This window comes from Paludibacter sp., assembly GCF_009712605.1.
Lineage (GTDB): Bacteria > Bacteroidota > Bacteroidia > Bacteroidales > Paludibacteraceae > Microbacter.
The window spans coordinates 153560-173358 of sequence record NZ_WASO01000009.1 but is presented as its reverse complement, the minus strand read 5'-3'; the positions used below and the strand labels follow the sequence as shown (position 1 = coordinate 173358).

18 protein-coding genes and 1 tRNA gene are annotated in these 19799 nt (G+C 42.6%); 8 read left to right on the top strand and 11 right to left on the bottom strand.

From position 1 onward, the window contains the following. Positions 1–8 precede the first annotated feature (8 nt). Together eno and lon are read right to left on the bottom strand one after the other, a co-directional pair. Positions 9–1298 carry a phosphopyruvate hydratase gene (eno, locus tag F8N35_RS07915; RefSeq protein WP_293051021.1) on the bottom strand — a complete coding sequence of 430 codons (1290 nt, stop codon included), beginning with the start codon at positions 1296–1298 and terminating at the stop codon, positions 9–11. 146 nt (positions 1299–1444) lie between these two features. Next, complete coding sequence (gene lon / locus F8N35_RS07910) at positions 1445–3862, bottom strand: endopeptidase La (protein WP_293051020.1); 2418 nt, start codon at positions 3860–3862, stop codon at positions 1445–1447. A gap of 333 nt (positions 3863–4195) precedes the next feature. Between lon and F8N35_RS07905 the strand changes: the two genes are divergently transcribed. The 7 genes from F8N35_RS07905 to F8N35_RS07875 all read left to right on the top strand — a co-directional run bounded on the left by F8N35_RS07905 (position 4196) and on the right by F8N35_RS07875 (position 9281). Continuing rightward, a tRNA-Glu gene (locus F8N35_RS07905) sits at positions 4196–4267 on the top strand. Between the two features lie 27 nt (positions 4268–4294). Next, entirely contained in the window at positions 4295–4552 is a 258-nt protein-coding gene (rpsT, locus tag F8N35_RS07900; protein WP_068705830.1) for a 30S ribosomal protein S20, read from the top strand. A 155-nt stretch (positions 4553–4707) separates the two neighbouring features. Further along, on the top strand, positions 4708–5313 hold the full coding sequence (locus F8N35_RS07895) for a riboflavin synthase (RefSeq protein ID WP_293051016.1): 606 nt from the start codon (positions 4708–4710) through the stop codon (positions 5311–5313). A gap of 7 nt (positions 5314–5320) precedes the next feature. After that, positions 5321–6982, top strand: coding sequence for a C69 family dipeptidase (locus tag F8N35_RS07890; RefSeq protein ID WP_293051014.1), 1662 nt, complete (start codon positions 5321–5323; stop codon positions 6980–6982). Between the two features lie 76 nt (positions 6983–7058). Further along, positions 7059–7904, top strand: coding sequence for a glutamate racemase (gene murI, locus F8N35_RS07885; RefSeq protein ID WP_293051012.1), 846 nt, complete (start codon positions 7059–7061; stop codon positions 7902–7904). A gap of 91 nt (positions 7905–7995) precedes the next feature. Beyond that, complete coding sequence (gene metA, locus F8N35_RS07880) at positions 7996–8913, top strand: homoserine O-succinyltransferase (RefSeq protein WP_293051010.1); 918 nt, start codon at positions 7996–7998, stop codon at positions 8911–8913. Positions 8914–9080: 167 nt separating this feature from the next. Further along, entirely contained in the window at positions 9081–9281 is a 201-nt protein-coding gene (locus F8N35_RS07875) for a twin-arginine translocase TatA/TatE family subunit (RefSeq protein WP_293051008.1), read from the top strand. A 13-nt stretch (positions 9282–9294) separates the two neighbouring features. Here F8N35_RS07875 and coaD read toward each other — a convergent pair whose 3' ends face one another. The 8 genes from coaD to F8N35_RS07835 all read right to left on the bottom strand — a co-directional run bounded on the left by coaD (position 9295) and on the right by F8N35_RS07835 (position 16754). Beyond that, a complete protein-coding gene (gene coaD / locus F8N35_RS07870; RefSeq protein ID WP_293051006.1) occupies positions 9295–9747 on the bottom strand; it encodes a pantetheine-phosphate adenylyltransferase in 453 nt (150 codons plus the stop codon). A 55-nt stretch (positions 9748–9802) separates the two neighbouring features. Further along, positions 9803–10159: a four helix bundle protein gene (locus tag F8N35_RS07865; RefSeq protein WP_293051004.1), complete on the bottom strand. Its 357-nt coding sequence runs from the start codon at positions 10157–10159 to the stop codon at positions 9803–9805. Positions 10160–10204: 45 nt separating this feature from the next. Further along, on the bottom strand, positions 10205–11548 hold the full coding sequence (locus F8N35_RS07860; protein WP_293051002.1) for a glucose-6-phosphate isomerase: 1344 nt from the start codon (positions 11546–11548) through the stop codon (positions 10205–10207). 41 nt (positions 11549–11589) lie between these two features. After that, the gene (locus F8N35_RS07855) at positions 11590–12615 is read right to left on the bottom strand and encodes an NAD(P)H-dependent glycerol-3-phosphate dehydrogenase (RefSeq protein ID WP_293051000.1); all 1026 of its coding nucleotides are present in this window, start codon (positions 12613–12615) and stop codon (positions 11590–11592) included. Position 12616: 1 nt separating this feature from the next. Continuing rightward, positions 12617–14341 (bottom strand): lysine--tRNA ligase, encoded by a 1725-nt coding sequence (lysS, locus tag F8N35_RS07850; protein ID WP_293050998.1) that lies wholly within the window; start codon positions 14339–14341, stop codon positions 12617–12619. A 363-nt stretch (positions 14342–14704) separates the two neighbouring features. Next, on the bottom strand, positions 14705–15151 hold the full coding sequence (gene tnpA, locus F8N35_RS07845) for an IS200/IS605 family transposase (RefSeq protein ID WP_293050996.1): 447 nt from the start codon (positions 15149–15151) through the stop codon (positions 14705–14707). Between the two features lie 339 nt (positions 15152–15490). After that, positions 15491–15838 carry a hypothetical protein gene (locus F8N35_RS07840; RefSeq protein WP_293050994.1) on the bottom strand — a complete coding sequence of 116 codons (348 nt, stop codon included), beginning with the start codon at positions 15836–15838 and terminating at the stop codon, positions 15491–15493. A 13-nt stretch (positions 15839–15851) separates the two neighbouring features. Next, on the bottom strand, positions 15852–16754 hold the full coding sequence (locus F8N35_RS07835) for a GIY-YIG nuclease family protein (protein WP_293050992.1): 903 nt from the start codon (positions 16752–16754) through the stop codon (positions 15852–15854). Positions 16755–17295: 541 nt separating this feature from the next. Here F8N35_RS07835 and F8N35_RS07830 point away from each other — a divergent pair. Continuing rightward, positions 17296–18144, top strand: a complete 849-nt coding sequence (locus tag F8N35_RS07830) for a bifunctional methionine sulfoxide reductase B/A protein (RefSeq protein WP_293050990.1) — start codon at positions 17296–17298, stop codon at positions 18142–18144. A gap of 294 nt (positions 18145–18438) precedes the next feature. On the opposite strand, the gene F8N35_RS07825 is transcribed toward F8N35_RS07830, so the two are convergent. Beyond that, positions 18439–19761, bottom strand: coding sequence for a DUF5723 family protein (locus F8N35_RS07825; RefSeq protein WP_293050988.1), 1323 nt, complete (start codon positions 19759–19761; stop codon positions 18439–18441). Positions 19762–19799: the final 38 nt, after the last annotated feature.

Sequence of the window (19799 nt, the reverse complement as noted above, 5' to 3'; positions counted from 1 at the left end):
CTTAAAAACTATCTGGCATATTTATAGCTTTTGCCCCAGTAGATGGCCTGGTCACCCAGAGCTTCCTCAATACGGAGCAATTGATTGTATTTTGCGATCCGGTCACTACGAGATGCTGAACCGGTTTTGATAAGGCCTGTGTTCAGTGCAACTGCCAAATCAGCAATGGTACTGTCTTCGGTCTCGCCCGAACGGTGACTCATGATAGTGGTCATGCCGTTGATTTGAGCCAGATTGACCGAGTCGATGGTTTCCGATAACGAACCGATCTGATTTACCTTGATAAGAATTGAATTGCCTACTTTGCGATCAATACCCATCTGTAGACGTTTTACGTTGGTTACGAAAAGATCATCGCCTACTAACTGAACATGATCACCTATAGTGTCGGTCAGTAGTTTCCATCCATCCCAATCATCTTCGGCCATACCGTCTTCGATAGAAATGATCGGATATTTTGAAGTCCATTCTTTCCAGTATGCCACCATTTGAGCAGGAGTCAGCTTTTCGCCCGACGATTTGTGCAGGTGATAGACTTTTTCTTCGGGGATGTAGTATTCTGAAGAAGCAGGGTCGAGACCGATACAGATGTCTTCACCCGGACGGTAACCGGCTTTTTCAATGGCTTGAAGAATGACGGTAACAGCTTCTTCGTTCGATTTCAGGTTGGGAGCAAAACCGCCTTCATCGCCTACGTTGGTAGAATATCCCTGTTTTTTCAATACGTCTTTCAGATGGTGGAATACTTCGGAACCCATGCGGAGTGCTTCGCTGAAACGGCTGGCACCCACCGGCATAATCATAAACTCCTGAAAGTCGATCGAGTTGTCGGCATGAGAACCTCCGTTCAGGATGTTCATCATGGGGATAGGTACTGTGTTTGCATTAACACCACCAACATAGCGGAATAATGGTTGTTTGGTAACGGCAGCTCCGGCATGAGCAGCAGCCAGCGAAACGCCCAGAATGGCATTTGCACCAAGTTTCCCTTTGTTTTCAGTGCCGTCTAGTACCAACATTGCGTTGTCGATGCCTCTTTGGTCAAGTACTGAATGGCCTTCAAGAGCCGGAGCAATAACTGAGTTTACATTATTCACGGCTTTCAAAACACCTTTGCCCAGATATTTTGACTTATCGCCGTCACGCAATTCTACAGCTTCGTGAACTCCGGTTGATGCACCCGATGGAACAGCTGCACGCCCTACATAACCTTCATTGGTTGTTACTTCCACTTCCACGGTCGGATTCCCTCTCGAATCTAAAATTTGCCGTGCATGAACTTTTTTTATAGTTGACATAATTAGTTGGTTTATATATTAATAAACAAAAAACATCCATGAGGCGAACCTCATGCGCTGAGATACAACCTACGTGGATGTTTGTACAAAGATACATTACGAAATAGCGAAATCAAAGTGTTTTGATTATTAACGCCGTTTCTTCATTATTTCTTCAAAAGAGCAATATCAAGAACTTCTTTTATGTCGGTTACATAATGGAATGTCAGCCCCTTCAGATAAGCCGGTTTGATTTCTTCAATGTCTTTCCGGTTGTCTTCGCAAAGAATCAGTTCTTTGATGTTGGCTCGTTTGGCCGCCAAAATTTTTTCTTTGATGCCGCCCACGGGCAATACCTTGCCTCTCAGGGTCATTTCTCCGGTCATGGCCAATGCTTTTTTTATCTTACGTTGAGTAAAAGCAGAAGCCAAAGCTGTTACTATGGTGATACCAGCCGAAGGACCGTCTTTGGGAATGGCGCCTTCCGGAACGTGCACATGGACGCTCATTTCTTCGAATTTGCTCTCTTCGATGCCGATTTGTGCGGCATGCGATTTGATGTATTCCAAGCCCAGGATGGCAGATTCTTTCATCACATTACCCAGGTTGCCGGTCAGAGTTAATGAAGGAGCTTTCGATTTGCTCAGGCTGGTTTCAATAAAGAGAATTTCTCCACCTACCGATGTCCAGGCCAGGCCTGTAACCACACCCACATAGTCGTTGCCTTCGTAAATATCACGGGTAAACGGCGGAGTACCCAAATATTCTTTCAGAGCATCCGGTTGAACGATAATATCGTAGGGCTCTTCGGTTCCGATCTTTTTTGCAACCTGACGCATGATTTTAGCAATTTTGCGTTCCAGATCACGCACTCCCGACTCGCGGGTATACGATTCGATGATGTGTTTCAATGTGACCTTCGGAATCGTAATCTGATCTTTCTTGATGCCGTGGTTGTCGCGCTGACGCGGAACCAGATGGCGATGTGCAATTTCTATTTTATCTTCCGTAATGTAACCACTGACATCAATCATTTCCATACGGTCGAGTAGGGGCTGAGAGATGGTTTGAGTGGTGTTTGCGGTGGCAATAAACAGCACTTTCGACAGGTCGAAGTCAATATCCAGATAATTGTCGTGGAAAGTTGAATTTTGTTCCGGGTCGAGCACTTCCAGTAACGCGGATGAAGGATCACCTTTGAAGTCAGCATTCACTTTGTCGATTTCATCCAGTACCATAACTGGATTTGCTGTGCCTGCTTTTTTCAGGTTTTGAATGATACGGCCCGGCATAGCGCCGATATATGTACGACGGTGTCCCCGAATTTCGGCTTCGTCATGCAAACCACCTAAAGCAATTCGTATGTATTTGCGGTTCAGCGATTCGGCAATGGATTTGCCCAAAGAAGTTTTACCCACACCCGGAGGGCCATACAGGCAGATGATTGGTGACTTCATATCACCTTTCAGTCGCAATACAGCCAAATGTTCGATAATGCGTTCTTTTACCTTCTCCAATCCGAAATGATCGCGATCAAGTATTTTTTGTGCCCGTTTCAGGTCAAAATTATCTTTTGAATATTCGTTCCAGGGTAATGCCAGCATTGTTTCCACATAGTTCATCTGGGTAGGATATTCCGGAGAATGCGGATGCATTCGTTCCAGTTTTTCCAGTTCAGAATTGAATGCTTCGGCAACTTCCTTGCTCCATTTCTTTTCCTGCGCTTTTTCACGCATCGTTTTGATTTGTTGTTCGTTGATGCCGCCACCCAGTTCGTCCTGAATGGTTTTCATCTGTTGTTGCAGGAAGTATTCGCGTTGTTGCTGGTCAATGTCTTCGCGAGCCTTCGATTGTATGGAGGCTTTTATTTCCAGTAGTTGGGATTCTTTGTTCAGGATTTCCAGCAACTGATAGCCTCTTTCTTCAAGATCTTCTATTTCAAGTAAGCGTTGTTTTTCGGCAACTTTCAAAGCAAAATTTCCGGCAATGAAGTTGACGAGTTGTTCGGAACTGTCAATATTGCGGATTGCGAAAGAGGTTTCGGGTGGAATCATCCCCGAATTCTGGATGATTTTTATCGCCAGTTCTTTGATAGCTTCGATCAGGGCATTAAATACACGATTGTCTTCTGCAGGCACTTTATCTTCCAGCAGTGTTACCAATCCCTGATGATAAGGCGTTGAGGTAACTATTTCTTTTAATTCGAATCGTTGTATACCCTGAAGCAGAACCGTTGTGCTGTTGTCCGGCATTTCAAGAATACGTACAATACGGGCGATCGTACCGATTGGCTGAACATCATTAGTTGCAGGGTCTTCAACCTTTGCATCTTTTTGCGTGGTTGCTGCCAGTATCCCGTTTTTTTGGTACACCTCACGGATAAGTCGTAACGATTTGTTGCGGCTTACGGCAATCGGCATTACAATGTTTGGAAACATTACAGTGTTTCGTAAGGGCAAAACAGGAACTAATTCATCCGGCTTTATATTGATAGCCGGTAAATCATTGCTGTCCGCTACGATCGAGAGATAGCCCGGTTGCTCGTCAGAAAGTTCTTCTTGAAGGTTGTTGATGATAATATCCATGTCAAAATGTTAGTTGCGTTGTCAGTTTGGCAGCAGCCTTACTTTGGCAGATAAAAATTTATCTTTGCAAATATTTATATTAATTCGTTGGTTTCCAACAGGGAAATTCCATTCAAATATACTATAAATTAAATTACAAAACAAAGACTGCTGTTTGTAACAATAGCCGTGCCAAAATGAGGCAAAATTGAAAGGTGAAAAAAGTGATGAAATTCACTATTGATAATGAGTTTGTTACAAAAAAAATGAAGGAAAATGCGAAAAAAATGCTCAGGATATTTGGAAGATTAAAATAAGTCCCTTACCTTTGCACCGCTTTTGTGAGAGACACATGGCCCATTCGTCTATCGGTTAGGACGCCAGATTTTCATTCTGGAAAGAGGGGTTCGATTCCCCTATGGGCTACTAAGATATACTTTTTGAAACATAACTATGGCAAACCACAAATCATCTGTCAAAAGAATACGTCAAACGCAAAAAAATCGTTTGCACAACCGTTATTATGCTAAAACTGCCCGCAACGCTGTAAGAACTTTGCGTGCTACGAAAGAAGCTGATGCGGCTGCTTCATTGTTGCCTCAGGTGGCTGCAATGTTGGATAAATTGGCAAAACGCAACATGATTCACAAAAACAAAGCCAGCAATTTGAAATCGAAATTGGCAAAGCATGTGAATAAGTTGTCGAAGTAATAGCTTTTTAATTAAAGTTCTATATGCCCCCTGTCACTTTTGTGGCGGGGGGTTTGTTTTTATTAAGTTGCTCGTGAACTGCAATTTTTGTACATTTGCATTCCTTAAAAATGAATGAAGTCAGGATATTAATTGTATAATTTGAAGAATAAATTATGTTTTCAGGTATTATAGAAGAAGCCGCGACTGTAGTTGGCCTGCAAAAAGAGCAGGATAATCTGCATATTTCATTACGCTGCTCATTTACAGGTGAATTAAAGATTGATCAGAGTGTTGCTCATAATGGTGTATGTCTCACAGTTGTTGATATTGCCGGTGATGTATATACCGTCACAGCCATAAAAGAAACACTGGATAAATCAAATCTGGGTTTGCTGACGATTGGTAGTAAAGTGAATCTTGAACGCAGTATGATCATGAATGGTCGTCTGGACGGTCATATTGTGCAGGGACATGTGGATCAAACTGCTGTTTGTACATCGGTTCAGGAAAATAATGGTAGCTGGTACTACACATTTTCTTATTCGGTGGCTCCCGAAATGGCAGCGCAGGGTTATGTTACCGTCGAAAAAGGTTCGGTCTGCGTGAATGGTGTGAGCCTTACCGTGGTCAACTCGAAGACGGACGGTTTTTCTGTTGCTATTATCCCCTTTACACGCGAACATACCAACTTCGACCAAATCGTGGAAGGTTCGGTTGTCAATATCGAATTCGATATTATCGGAAAATACCTGAGTCGCATGATGAATATAAACCATTGATGATTTTATGAAGAAGATTTTTATCTCCCTCTTTTTAATAGCCGAGACTTTGCTCGGTTCCTCGTATGCCTGTACCAATTTTTTAGTGGGCAAGAATGCTTCTACTACAGGCTCAACCTTTATTTCGTATGCAGCCGACTCCTATTTCTTGTTCGGAGCGCTGGCGTTTCGACCGGCTGCCGACCATGCACCCGGTGAAATGGTGGATGTACACGACTGGGATACCGGTAAATATATGGGCAAAATCAAACAGGTGGCTCATACCTATTCTGTGGTGGGCAATATGAATGAATATCAGGTGGCCATTGGTGAAACTACTTTCGGTGGAAGAGAAGAATTGGTGGATACTACCTCGGTAATGGATTACGGAACCTTGATATACACGGCCTTGCAGCGTTCAAAAACGGCTCGCGAAGCGATAAAGGTGATGACTTCGTTGGTCGAAGAATACGGCTATGCAAGCGAAGGAGAATCGTTTTCGATTGCCGATCCGGAAGAGATATGGATTATGGAGATGGTGGGCAAAGGACCGAAGGGCAAAGGAGCCGTGTGGGTTGCCCGCCGTATTCCCGACGATTGCGTGAGTGCTCATGCTAATCAGGCACGTATTACAACTTTTCCTCTTGACAAACCGGATGAGTGTTTGTTTTCTCCCGATGTAATCTCTTTTGCACGGGAAAAGGGATATTTCAATGGAAACAATACAGAATTCAGTTTCTCGGACACATACGCACCTCTCGACTATGTAGCGTTGCGTGCCTGCGAAGCCCGCGTGTGGTCGTTTTTCCGCAAAATGGATCCGGCAATGGATAAATATCTTTCGTATGTGAAAGGCGAAACCAAAGAACGGATGCCATTATGGATCAAACCGACTAAGAAAGTGGAGTTGAAAGATCTTATTTTTGCCATGCGCGATCGTTATGAAGGCACCGAACTGGATATTACAAAAGGAGTAGGAGCCGGCCCTTATGGATCGCCTATGCGTTGTAGCCCGCTGACATGGAAACTCGATGGCAAAGAATACGTACACGAACGTCCAACGGCAACTTATCAGACCGGATTCTCGTTTATTGCACAAATGCGTCACTGGATGCCCGACCCTGTGGGTGGAATCTTTTGGTTCGGAGTTGACGATGCTGCATGTTCGGAATATGTGCCGATGTATTGCGGAATCACCAAAGTGCCTCTGTGCTTTGACGAACATAACGGTAGTTTGCTGAAATTCTCCTGGACGTCTTCGTTCTGGATTTTCAACTGGGTGTCGAATATGGCATACACCAAATATTCGTACATGATTGAAGATATTCGTAAGCTGCAGACAAAATGGGAAAAACAATTCTCGGATACAGTACCGGCAATCGATAAAACAGCTTTGGAAATGTATGCCAAAGATCCGGTTGCTGCCAGAGCTTACCTCACTGATTTCAGCAACAAACAAGCTGAGGCTGTAACTGCATCCTGGAAAGAACTGGGCGAATACATGATGGTGAAATATATGGACGGAAATATCAAGATTGAAAAGGATGGTAAATTCGTGCAAAACGAATATGGAATTCCACCGGCAATCAATCGTGTCGGTTATCCGGATGCTTATAAACACCAGATTGTTGATCCGGAACCGGACAAATTCAGAGTGAAGAGTAAAGAAGAACTGGATCAGAGAAAGTAATAAAGTACAATAGTGCCAGATTGAATCCTGAATTGAAAATCAGCGAAGCTAAATCCGGAATTTTGGAATAAAGAATATGTCTCAAGCAGATTTATCTCATAAAGGAATTGGCCCGATCGGGGTTTTCGATTCAGGTTACGGAGGGTTGACAATTTTGAATGCCATCCGTCAACGCCTGCCTCAGTATGACTATCTCTATCTCGGTGATAATGCCCGTACTCCTTACGGAACGCGTTCGTTTGAGGTGGTGTATCACTACACGCTGGAGTGTGTCAAGAAACTGTTTGAACTGGATTGTCCTCTGGTTATTCTTGCTTGCAATACGGCTTCTGCAAAGGCTTTACGTTCGATTCAACAGCGCGATTTGCCCGGTTTGGCTCCGAATAGGCGTGTTCTTGGTGTCATTCGTCCAACGGTTGAGGCTATTGGTAGCCTTACAGAAACGCGTCATGTGGGTTTGGTAGGTACGACTGGAACCATTCAATCGCAGTCTTATCCGCTTGAAATAGCCAAACTGTTTCCCGATATTGTAGTGACCGGAGAAGCGTGCCCGATGTGGGTACCATTGGTTGAAAACGGAGAGTACGACTCCGACGGCGCCGACTATTTTGTAAAGAAAAATCTGGATCATCTCTTTTCTGTCGATCCGGCAATCGATACTCTCATTTTGGGTTGCACGCATTATCCGTTACTGGTGAATAAAATTCAGAAATACCTGCCCAAGCATGTTGCATTGGTTATTCAGGGTGACATTGTGGCCGATAGTCTTGCCGATTATCTGAACCGTCATCCCGAAATAGAGCAAAAATGCTCACACGGTGGAGAATGCCGTTTTCTTACAACGGAGGCAGAAGAAAAATTTACTGCTTCGGCTTCTGTTTTTATGGCAGAAGATGTCAATGCCCGGCAGATTCAGTTATAGTGGTAGTGAGAAGGTGAGATGAAGGGAGGAGAGCTTCTTCCGATCGTAAATTGTAACCCCGATAGCAATCGGGAAAATTGTAAATAAATATATGCCTGTAAATATTCCTGATAAGTTGCCTGCCATTGAGCAGTTGAAGCGTGAGAATATCTTCGTGATGGATTCGCTTCAGGCCTCCATGCAGGATATTCGTCCTTTGAAGATTGCGATTCTTAACCTGATGCCGCTAAAAATAACGACAGAGACTGACCTGATTCGTTTGCTATCGAACTCGCCTCTTCAGATTGAAATCGATTTTATAAAAATCAAAGGTCATACTTCGAAGAATACTCCCATCGAGCACATGATTGCTTTTTATAAGAATTTCGACAAAATCAAGGATCAGAAGTATGATGGGATGATTATTACGGGAGCGCCTGTTGAGCAGTTTGAGTATGAAGACGTGAGTTATTGGCCCGAGATTACTAAAATATTTGATTGGGCCCGTACGCATGTGACATCGACTTTTTACATTTGTTGGGCGGCTCAGGCCGGTTTGTACCATTTTTACGATATTCCCAAATATCAATTGGATCAGAAGAAATTCGGTGTGTTCGAACATACGTTGAATGATCCTCTGAATCCTATTTTCAGAGGATTTGACGAGGTTTTTTATGCTCCACACAGTCGTCATACCGAAATTCGGCGCGAGGATATTGAAAAATGTCCGGATCTTACCATTTTGTCTGAGTCGGAAGATGCAGGCGTATATATAGTGATGGCGCGTAATGGCCGCGAGTTCTTTATTACCGGCCATTCGGAATATGCACCCAATACCCTTGGGCAAGAGTATAAACGCGACGTAGCTAAAGGGGCATCCATTGAAATTCCACAAAACTACTACAGGGATAATGATCCGAAAAAAGCTCCGCTGGTACGTTGGAGGGGACATGCTAATTTGTTGTTTTCCAACTGGCTGAACTATTTTGTGTATCAGGCTACGCCTTTCAATGCACAAGATATTCATTGACCGGAAATGATCCGTTTACGATGGAAAATATTTGCAGTTTGCAACTATTCAAACCCGATAAATGTATTAACTTTGTAACGTTGTGTGACGGTTTTAATCTACTATCAGACAACGGATGCAAGCTGGCTGAATTGTAAATCGTAAATGATTTAATTGTAAATATTTATATGAATACCTTATTATTTCTTAGCTACGAGCATTTGCTCATTATTGCGTTGATTGTGTTGCTGTTGTTTGGCGGGAAGAAAATTCCGGAATTGATGCACGGCCTTGGCAAAGGAGTGAAAAGCTTCAAATCCGGCATGAAAGACGTAGAAGAAGAAGTGAAAAAAAGTGTGGATGAGGTGAAAGACGAAACCACAAAGTAATTCTTCTGTAAACTTATAGACTGGTATCGGGAGGTAAAAAGGCAGAAATGTCTTTCCCGTAAGCCAGTAGATCGCGTACCACTGTTGATGAAATGAACGAATAGGCCGGATCGGTGTTGAGAATTACAGTATCAATGCCTTCCAGATGTTTGTTGGCGTCAGCGATGGTACGTTCGTATTCAAAGTCGCTTACAGAGCGCAATCCCCGCAAAATAAACTGAGCATCCACTTCTTTGGCGAAATTGACGGTCAGTGTGTTGTATTCCTGCACCTTGATACGAGGTTCATTTTTAAACGCCATCTGAATAATTTCCACACGTTTTTCAACGGTAAAGAAAGTCTTCTTTGCCTGATTTACACCCACACCGATGATAATCTCATCAAAAAGATTTAGTCCGCGTTTCACAATGTCGTAATGACCGATAGTGAATGGGTCGAATGTTCCGGGAAAGATGGCACGTTTCATAATTTAGAACAAAGAATAAAGAGAAAAGAATAAAGATAGAATCAAAAATCAGAGACTATTCCTTGTCCAAATGATTTTTGAATCCGTTAATCATTTTTTGAAGTTCAATGAGACTGGTCTGGATTTCATTAAAACGAACAGAATCAACATATTCGAGATTTAATGAAACAATAAGTTCGGTTTCTAATTCAAGCAAAGAACCAAGAGAAATTTCTAAAAAATGAGCAAATTCTTTTTTACTTGATTTTGCAGAACCCTCTGCTATATTTGAAGGACACGATACTGCGGCTCTTTGCATTTGCGAAGTCAGCCCGTATCGTTCTTGTTGAGGAAAAGAATTTGTTAGTTTGTATATTTCTGTAACTAAACTAATTGATCTCTTCCATATTTCAAGATTCCTGAAATTGTGCATGTGGTTTTAGATCTTTACTCTTTGTTCTTTGCTCTTTATTCTGAATTAAAGTTTCGCTTTAATAGCTTTGCTTTCGGCTTCGTAGCCTGGTTTGTCGAGCAGAGCAAACATGTTCTTTTTGTATGCTTCAACGCCCGGTTGGTCGAAAGGATTCACGCCGAGAACGTAACCGCTGATACCACATGCTTTTTCGAAGAAATAAAGCAATTGGCCGAGGTTGTATTCGTCCAGTTTAGGCAATTCGATTTTGATGTTGGGAACGCCACCGTCAACGTGAGCCAGCATGGTGCCCAGTTCAGCCATTTTGTTTACTTCGTCAACGCGTTTTCCGGCAAGGAAATTCAGTCCGTCGAGGTTTGCTTCATCAGAAGGAACACTAACGCTATGGTTAGCTTCTTTTACTGAGATGACAGTTTCGAAAATAGTGCGTTCGCCTTCCTGAATCCATTGACCCATAGAGTGAAGGTCGGTAGTGAAGTCGACGGCAGCAGGGAAAATACCTTTGTTTTCTTTACCTTCGCTTTCACCATAAAGCTGTTTCCACCATTCGGCAACAAAGTGAAGTTTCGGATGGAAGTTCACCAGAATTTCGATCTTTTTGCCGCTTTTGTAGAGTTCGTTACGTGTTGCAGCGTAGATGGCAGCAGGGTTTTCTGCAAACGGAGTTTCCAAACCGGCAATTTTTTCCATATCGGCAGCACCGGCAACCAATTGTTTGATGTCGAAACCAGCAGTGGCGATTGGCAACAAACCAACCGGAGTCAGGAATGAGTAACGACCACCAATGTTATCTTCGATGACGAATGTTTTGTAACCTTCCTGAGTAGCTAATGTACGCAGAGCTCCACGGGCTTTATCTGTGATTGCAACGATCAGTTTTTTTGCAGCTTCTTTGCCTTGTTGAGCTTCAAGCTGTGATTTCAACAGACGGAAAGCCAATGCAGGTTCGGTAGTTGTTCCCGATTTTGAGATGGAAATGATACCGAATTTTTTTGTTTTCAGGAAAGATTGCAGTTCGAACAAGTAATCTTCGCCGATATTCTGACCGGCATAAACGATTACAGGATATTTACGTTCGGTTTGTAACCAGTCGAAGCTGTTGGAAAGAGCGTTGATTACTGCTTTTGCACCGAGGTAGCTGCCGCCGATACCAACCACAACCACTACTTCGCAGTTGTCGATCAGGATTTTGGCTGTAGCTTCGATGTCGGCCAGATGTTCTGCTGTTGTTGACGAGGGTAGGTTGAGCCAACCCAGGAAGTCATTTCCTTTGCCGGTTCCGGCGTGTAAAGCAGCATTGCTTGCTTTTACTGCTGCTTCGTAGCCCGAAACAGCTTCTTTGGAAATAAATCCAAAGGTTTTGTCAATGTTAATGCTGATGGTTCTCATTTTTGATGTGTGTTATTTGAAATTGATGTGTGCAAAATGAATTAACGTATCAGTTCAGTGAGCGCTCTTACCTGTAATATGGGAGATGCTCTGTTGTAGAGTACGTTATAGACAAAATCCATAATTGGCATCTTCACGTGGTAACACTCGTTGATTTCCTTGATACACTTTGTGCCGTAATAGCCTTCGGCAATCATTTCCATTTCGAGTTGGGCGGTTTTGACCGAATATCCTTTCCCGATCATGGTGCCGAAAGTACGATTGCGACTGAACTTGGAATAAGCTGTTACCAGCAGGTCACCAAGGTATGCAGATTCGTCGATGCTTCGGTGCAAAGGATGAACTGCGTTGCAAAAGCGTTGCATTTCCTGAATAGCATTCGAAATAAGCACAGCCTGAAAGTTGTCACCATATTTCAAACCGTGGCAAATGCCGGCGGCAATGGAGTAAACGTTTTTCAGTACCGAGGCATATTCAATGCCGGTGACGTCGTCTGTTGTGCTGGTTTTGATGTAGTTGTTGGTAAATACGCAGGCCAGTTTGCGCGCTTTCTCGCGGTTGCTACAGGCGATTGTCAGGTATGACAAACGTTCCAATGCGACTTCTTCTGCATGACAAGGACCGGCAAGAACTACCAGATTATCCTTCGGAACCGACAGAAACTGTTGAAAATAGTCGGTGACGATTAAGTTTTCGTCCGGTACAATTCCTTTGATAGCAGTAACGACGGTCTTGGTTTTCAACGACTGACGCAACTTTTTCAGGTGCATCTTCAGAAATGGCGACGGAGTGGCAAAAATCAGCGTGTCCGAGTTTTTTACCACTTCGTTTATCTTGCTTGTGAAGTTGATGCGTTCAGTGTCAAATTTGAGCCCTGTCAGATATGAAGGGTTCTTGCTCAATTTCAGAAAATCGTCGATTTGATCCTGACGACGCATGTACCAATTGATGCTATCCTGAGAACTTAAGAGAATTTTAGCTATGGCAGTTGCCCAACTTCCACCTCCGCAGACGGCAATTCGTCCGGGAGAAAACTCGGAGCACTGTTTTTCACTATCAGTAGCCATATCAACGGTTATTAGCGTTTTCAACCCACAAAGTTACGTCGTCTTTGGTCGGGTTGGTCAGTCCTAATTTTAGTTTTTTATTGAGTCCGCACAAATCCTGATGAAGTTTGTTCGGGTTTTGCTCTTTCAATGATGCTACGGTGACGAAACCTGCTTTGTTGACAGTTTCTACCCATGCTTCGGGAATGCCGACCGACATGAAAGTTTCGGCGCTGTCTTTGCGGATCACCTTTTCGGGGCGCATTTGCGGGAAGAGCAATACTTCCTGAATAGCCACCTGATTGGTCATCAACATTACCAGACGATCCATGCCGATACCCATACCCGATGTTGGAGGCATACCGTATTCGAGTGCGCGCAAAAAGTCCTGATCGATGAACATTGCTTCGTCGTCGCCTTTTTCGCTCAGACGCAATTGTTCTTCAAAACGGGCACGCTGATCGATCGGGTCGTTCAGCTCTGAATATGCATTAGCCAACTCTTTGCCGTTAACCATCAATTCGAAACGTTCTGTCAGTTCCGGATTGTTGCGGTGACGTTTACAGAGTGGCGACATTTCGATTGGATAGTCGGTGATAAAGGTCGGCTGAATGTAGTTGCCTTCGCACTTTTCGCCGAAGATTTCGTCGATCAGCTTGCCTTTACCCATGGTGTCGTTGGCTTCGATACCCAGTTGCTTGCAAACATCGCGCAGTTGTTCTTCGTTCATTCCGTTGATGTCGATACCGGTATGTTCTTTGATGGCGTCGATCATGGTGATGCGTTTGAACGGACGTTGGAAGCTGATGGTCTTGTCGCCCACCTTTACTTCGGTTGTGCCATTCACATCCAGACATACTTTTTCGATCATGGCTTCGGTGAAGTCCATCATCCAGTTGTAATCCTTGTAGGAAACATAGATTTCCATGGCCGTAAACTCAGGATTGTGTGTACGGTCCATACCTTCGTTACGGAAGTTGCGAGAGAATTCGTACACCCCTTCAAAACCGCCTACAATAAGGCGTTTCAAATAGAGTTCATTGGCAATACGCAGGTACAATGGAATATCCAGTGCGTTGTGGTGTGTAATGAATGGACGTGCCGAAGCACCGCCCGGAATAGGTTGAAGCACAGGAGTATCCACTTCGACGTAACCCTGTTCGTTGAAGAAGTTACGCATGGAGTTGAACACCTTGGTGCGCTTCATGAAAATATCTCTTACGCCGTCGTTTACCACGAGGTCGACGTAGCGTTGACGGTAGCGTTGCTCGGGATCCTCGAAAGCATCGTAAGCCACGCCGTCTTTGTATTTAACAATAGGAAGCGGACGAAGCGATTTGCTCAATACGGTCAATTCCTGAGCATGAACCGAAATTTCGCCCATTTGTGTACGGAAAACATACCCTTTGATGCCGATGAAGTCGCCGATGTCAAGCAGTTTTTTGAAAACAACATTGTACATGGTTTTCTCTTCGTCGGTGCTGATGTCGTCGCGGGTGATATAAATCTGGATGCGACCGGCAGAGTCCTGAAGCTCTACAAATGAGGCTTTCCCCATTATACGACGGCTCATTATACGACCGGCGATAGTTACTTCACGTTGGGGGGCATCATCCTGATAGGTAGATTTGATGTTATCCGAAAGAGCCGTAACCTGATAAGCTGCGGCGGGGTAGGGTTCTATTCCCAGAGCTCTCAGTCCGTTTAAGCTTTCACGGCGCAGTTGCTCTTGTTCGCTAAGTTCCATAGGTTTATAAGTCAGTCAATATTAGTGGCGCAAAGATACAATTTTTTGGGCAAAAGCGGATGGAATTGGGCTACAATGTGCTGGAATCGTACTGCAATCGTATTATAGAAGTGCTGTTGTCACCAGATATCCGATAGGTTAACACCTACAGCGTTGTGTCACGCTTGCTCATGTTCTTTTCCCCTGGATGAATCCTAGGGTTATTCACAGGCAATGCCTGATGGCATTGTTTTTTTGTTCCTGCATTATCTATGGGTTAATAAAACGGCGATAGCCGTTGCCTGTGAATAACGCCCCGATTTATCGTGGTGGAAGAGAGCCGGAATAAAGAATCAAAACGCCGTTAGGTGTTTCCCTGAGAACTTAGAAGATATATTTCTCGTCAGCTTCTATACCAAACTCTTTGAGGAGTGCTTTGTATTCATCCTCAAAATTGGTTTTTTTGTGGTGCTCCTTCTGATTTTTGATGTAATTCAGAATCATTTCTTTATCGCGATAGGTATACGTCAGAGCGCAATATCCGTCTGCCCACGAGATGAAACTGGGACACTGTCTGCTCTCTTTTATCCATCGGTTGGTGGCAGTTTTGATCTCTTTGATATAATCGGCCAGCGAGATACTTGAATGGAGGTCAGATAGAATATGAATATGGTTTTCGGTGCTATTAACCCGATATAGGACACAATTTCGCTTTTTGACGATGCCCCAAATGTAACGATAAAGGTCTTCATGCATTGTTTCCGGAAGAGCGTTTTCGTGGTTATAAGTGCAGAATACAATGTGATAGAGAATTTGCCGGTAGCTGTTCATGGTTGGTTGTTTTAGGGGAACGCCTACAGCGTTCAGTCGCTTCTATTCGCTGTCTTTTCCCCCGGATGAATCCGGAGGTTATTCACAGGTAACGCCTGATGGCGTTTAGTCTGTCAGTCTTTGTGTTGTTCTTTTGTCTTTAGTGTGCTCATACATTATGCAGATACAAAACGGCGTAGCCGTTGTCCAATAATAACGCCCCGATTCATCGGGGCGTGGAAGACTCGCAATACAGAGCTAAACGCTGTCAGGCGTTTCCCTGATTAGGGTACTGTTCACTAATGCTTCGCTATGTATATGACTCGGGCTCGCTTTGCAAAAGAGCACCAGCAATGGTGCTTATTTTGTAACATTCGTAATTGGTAGACTAATAGGAATTTCAAATTCAATTCTGTTCGTTACGCTGTTGGAATCTGAGTTTGCGGTTGCTGCTCCGGCATTTATAAATGCAGAGACTACTCCTAATGCTGCTTTTGTTTGAGTATTCTCGATAACCTTGACGGCAATACTCATTTTTACGTTTTGAATAGATCTGTATTCTCCTTCGAAACCAGTTCTAACTTGATTGCCTTCGAGACGACCCTCTGGATTAATGTAAGCACCAGTGTTTTTAATTAGCTCTTGTGCTTCAACCACACCATTTGTAATTTGTGCTAAAGTCTCTTTGATGAAATCTTTAAGTTCCATATTCTGCTTTTTATTAGTCATTTAAAATTTGAGAAATGTCATTTGTGTCTTCTGTATCAAGAGAAAACCATTCTCCTCTTATTCGTTTGTTACTATACGTACTGTGCAAAGTTTTTTCCAGTATTTCGGCAATTTTTCGTTTGGGGAATCGCTTGCAACGCATTAAAATAATTGTCGGTTTTTCGCTTTGCAATGTTTTCTCTCTATATGAAGGACTATTTGAAATACCGATTTTGTAGAAATTGGTTTTTAGATCATGCATAAGATAAACATAGCAGGTCTCATCAGTGGAAGATATCGTCGTTTCAATATAATCTGGTACTTCTTGATTAATTACATCTATAAATGTTGAGGCAAATAGTCTTAATGCTTCTTGAAATACAGCTTTACTTTTAATAGGATCATTGCTGTTATAGTTACGTCCTGCATGCCAAAAAGCGCCATTTTCTCTATTTCCTCCAATGAGCTTGTATGATTTTAGATTGAGAGCATAATTACACAATTTATAAGTTGAAAATATCTCTAAATCAGACATGCTAATTTGTATTAGTGTTTCAAAATAATTGACAAATGTAGATTTGGAGCCATCAGACTCGTAATATACTCCTCCTTTATAAGGCTCATTAGATATTGTGTAATTTAATAGTGTGTCATTTTCAAAAAGAAAATTTACACTGTCATTGATATTTAGTTTGTAATCCTTTGGCTTGAATTTCAGAACCAAATATATTTTATTGTCATAGTATCTAAAAGAAAAAATCAAATTGAACCTCTCATCAAAATTGCATATAATACTGTCTCCAAAGTCATATTGCGGATAATCTTCAACTCGACCTCCAACACTACTCCATGTTATATGTTTTGATTTTAAGAAATTATCATATTTGACAATTGGAATGCTATTTAGATTATACATGTTTGATTGTTGTTATGTGATTAGTTTTGTCGTACGCTTCGGATACGGTTTTAAAAGAGTATTATTTATGAATTAGTATTTTGATGAAGGAGTCAGATTAGTTTGTCTATTAGAGTTATCTGCATTTAAACTGTAGTTTATGCTGTATGGTGTATGAATTGTTTATCTAAATTCGTTTGTAATTACTTAAATTAAGTATTGTCTAATATGTTTTGTTGTGCAAATATAGTCTTTTGGAAAGGTAAAGAACGATTTTTACGGGAAAACTTTAACAGATATTAAATTAAAATTACGTCTTTCTTCTTGCGCTGATTGTGGCCAATGACTTATTTTTGGTTTGAAAGAAGGAAAATTCTGTGAGGTGATCTCTCCTGTTATTTATGCTTTATTGTAGTTGATTTTTTGGAATCGCTTATGCCGTGATGGTATATTTGTAGCCCTTTTACGAAACATGTTTTATGGGAGTGTTTTACTTTAATACTTGTTTGGTATGAGAACTATATTATTCATTTTGATTAGTTTACTGTTACAATCTTCAGTTATGCAACATAAAGATTTGACCCCGGAAGAACAATATGTAATTCTTCATAAGGGAACGGAACGCCCGTTTACGGGCAAATTATTGAATGTGAAGGCGAAAGGTACTTATGTGTGCAAACAATGCGGAGCTCCGCTTTACCGGTCAGAAAGTAAGTTTGAGTCGCATTGCGGATGGCCCAGTTTTGATGATGAGATTCCCGGAGCTGTTCTGCGTATACCTGATGCCGATGGGCAACGTACTGAAATAACCTGTGCCAAATGCGGAGCGCATCTCGGTCATGTTTTTCTCGGTGAGGGTTTTACTTCCAAAAATACACGTCATTGCGTTAACTCTATTTCTATGAATTTTATTCCAGACGATAAACAGGCGTTTCAGAAAGCCTGGTTTGCCTCCGGTTGTTTCTGGGGCACAGAGTATCATTTTAGCAAAGCAAAGGGAGTGATGGAAACTACGGTTGGTTTTATGGGTGGCCATGTCGATCATCCAAGTTATAAACAGGTATGCACCGGCGAAACTGGGCATCTGGAGACGACCGAAGTTGTTTTCGATCCGCAGCAAACCAGTTACGAAGAACTGGTGAAGCTATTCTTTGAAACACACGATTTCACACAAACCAACGGTCAGGGTCCCGATATTGGGTCGCAGTATCTTTCGGCTATCTTTTATGCCAATGAAGAGCAAAAAGCCATTGCTGAAAAATATATCCGGATATTGAATGAAAAAGGGTATAAAGTGGCAACCTCGTTGCGTCCTGCGGAACCTTTTTGGCCGGCCGAGGATTACCACCAGGACTACTACGACCATAAGGGAACAACGCCTTATTGCCATATCTATCGCAAGATATTCTAAACTACAAAGAGCCGGAAAATTCAATTGATTTTCCAGCTCTTTTGTTATTCATCTTTATAATAGACATTATACCAGTTAATTCATTTCTTGATTTTTGCATTTGACCTCTCCCCTAACCCCTCTCCCGAAGAGAGGGGGAAAATCTGCAAAATGAATTGAATTCTAAATATTTCACTATCTTGCTCCTCCTTCCCTTGGGGAGGAGGTTGGGAGGAGAGGTCAATAATTGAGATTTATATACACTTAATCGATGCAATGTCTAATTTACACGTCTTTGTGAGGAAATTGGGAACTTTAGCGTACATCAATGATTTGATCGTAAATTTTCTCTTTTTTCGACTTTTTCCCGTGTCCGAAAGTAAGCACCAATCCGATGTGAGCATCAAAATATTTCGAATTGTACGGGATGCCGTCTTTTGTAAAATAGGCAGGCACATAATCGCTGGCAAAGTATAAGTTGAATGGACCTCCAATCAGGTTTACCCCCACTCCAAAGGTGCCTAATCGTCCGTTAATAGCTCCATAGCTAAATGATGTGTTGAAGAAGTAAAACGGTCGGAAATTGACAGAGCCTGTTAATTCAGAGTATTTGTAGTTGCCGCCGAGGGTGTTTTCCCATAGAAGCCCGAGACTGATCTTGTTTTTCACTAAACCATATTCGGCTCCCAGGCGAGCTTTTGCTGTCAGATAAGTGGTGTATCCGGCTCCGTTTCCTGAATAGGTAAAGGCATTTTTGAGCGAATCACTCATTTGTGTGCCATAGTCATTGTTGTCTCCATTGATTTTAAAATCCATTCCGGTAAAAGTGGCTTTGTAGGTCATATCTGCTTTCCAGCTGGTCTTTTTCCAGCGAATAAAACCAAGGTCGGAAAGAGATGCAGAAAGTGTGAAGTTATCCTGTAATTTATACACAACTCCCAAATCGGTGGCCAAACCCCATCCAATGGGCATTTGCAATGCTTCTTTTGTTAGTAATTCTTTGGGAGTGCCGTCTGCGTTTTGAGAAATATCGTATGGTGCTGTAATCCTTCCATAACCGTTCCCCGTGAGTATTGCCGCTTGTTTGTCTACCCGTAAATTCAGGTTGCTGAATTTGGAGTCAGCATGAGCTTCTCCCAGAAGGAATTTTACTTTGCCTCCAATGGTCAGTTTGTTGTTGACAGAACGAGTGAATCCTACTGAAGTTTCAAGATAAGCTGTCACGTTTGCCCGTAGCGACTGGAAATTGAAATTGTTGACTCCGGTTGAGTCGGGCGTGCCTTTCAATAATAGTTTTAGTAAATCTTTGGGAATGCCTATCGAACTTTCGATTCGTTGATTGACACCAAAAGTGAAATAATTTTTGTGCGCTTTGAAGCCGAAGCCCAGCAATTGTTGATCGTAATTCAGGTTAATGTCAGTGGTGGGTTGAAGCACTTTCAAAAAAGCATCTCTGTCTGCGTCGGGATGAAAAGGTGTAATCAGTTTTCCGTTTTGCTTAAAAAACAGATCTGCAGCAGAAACCGAATTGTTACCTGCCCAAATATTAATGTTTGAGAGCAAAGGCAGATCCAGATACCAGGTTTGTGTCGGTACAAATGCCGGATTGAGCGAGTTGCGGAACGGTACGTTTTCCATGTAATATAAGGTGTTGCCTTGCGCACGGGTCTGGGGAC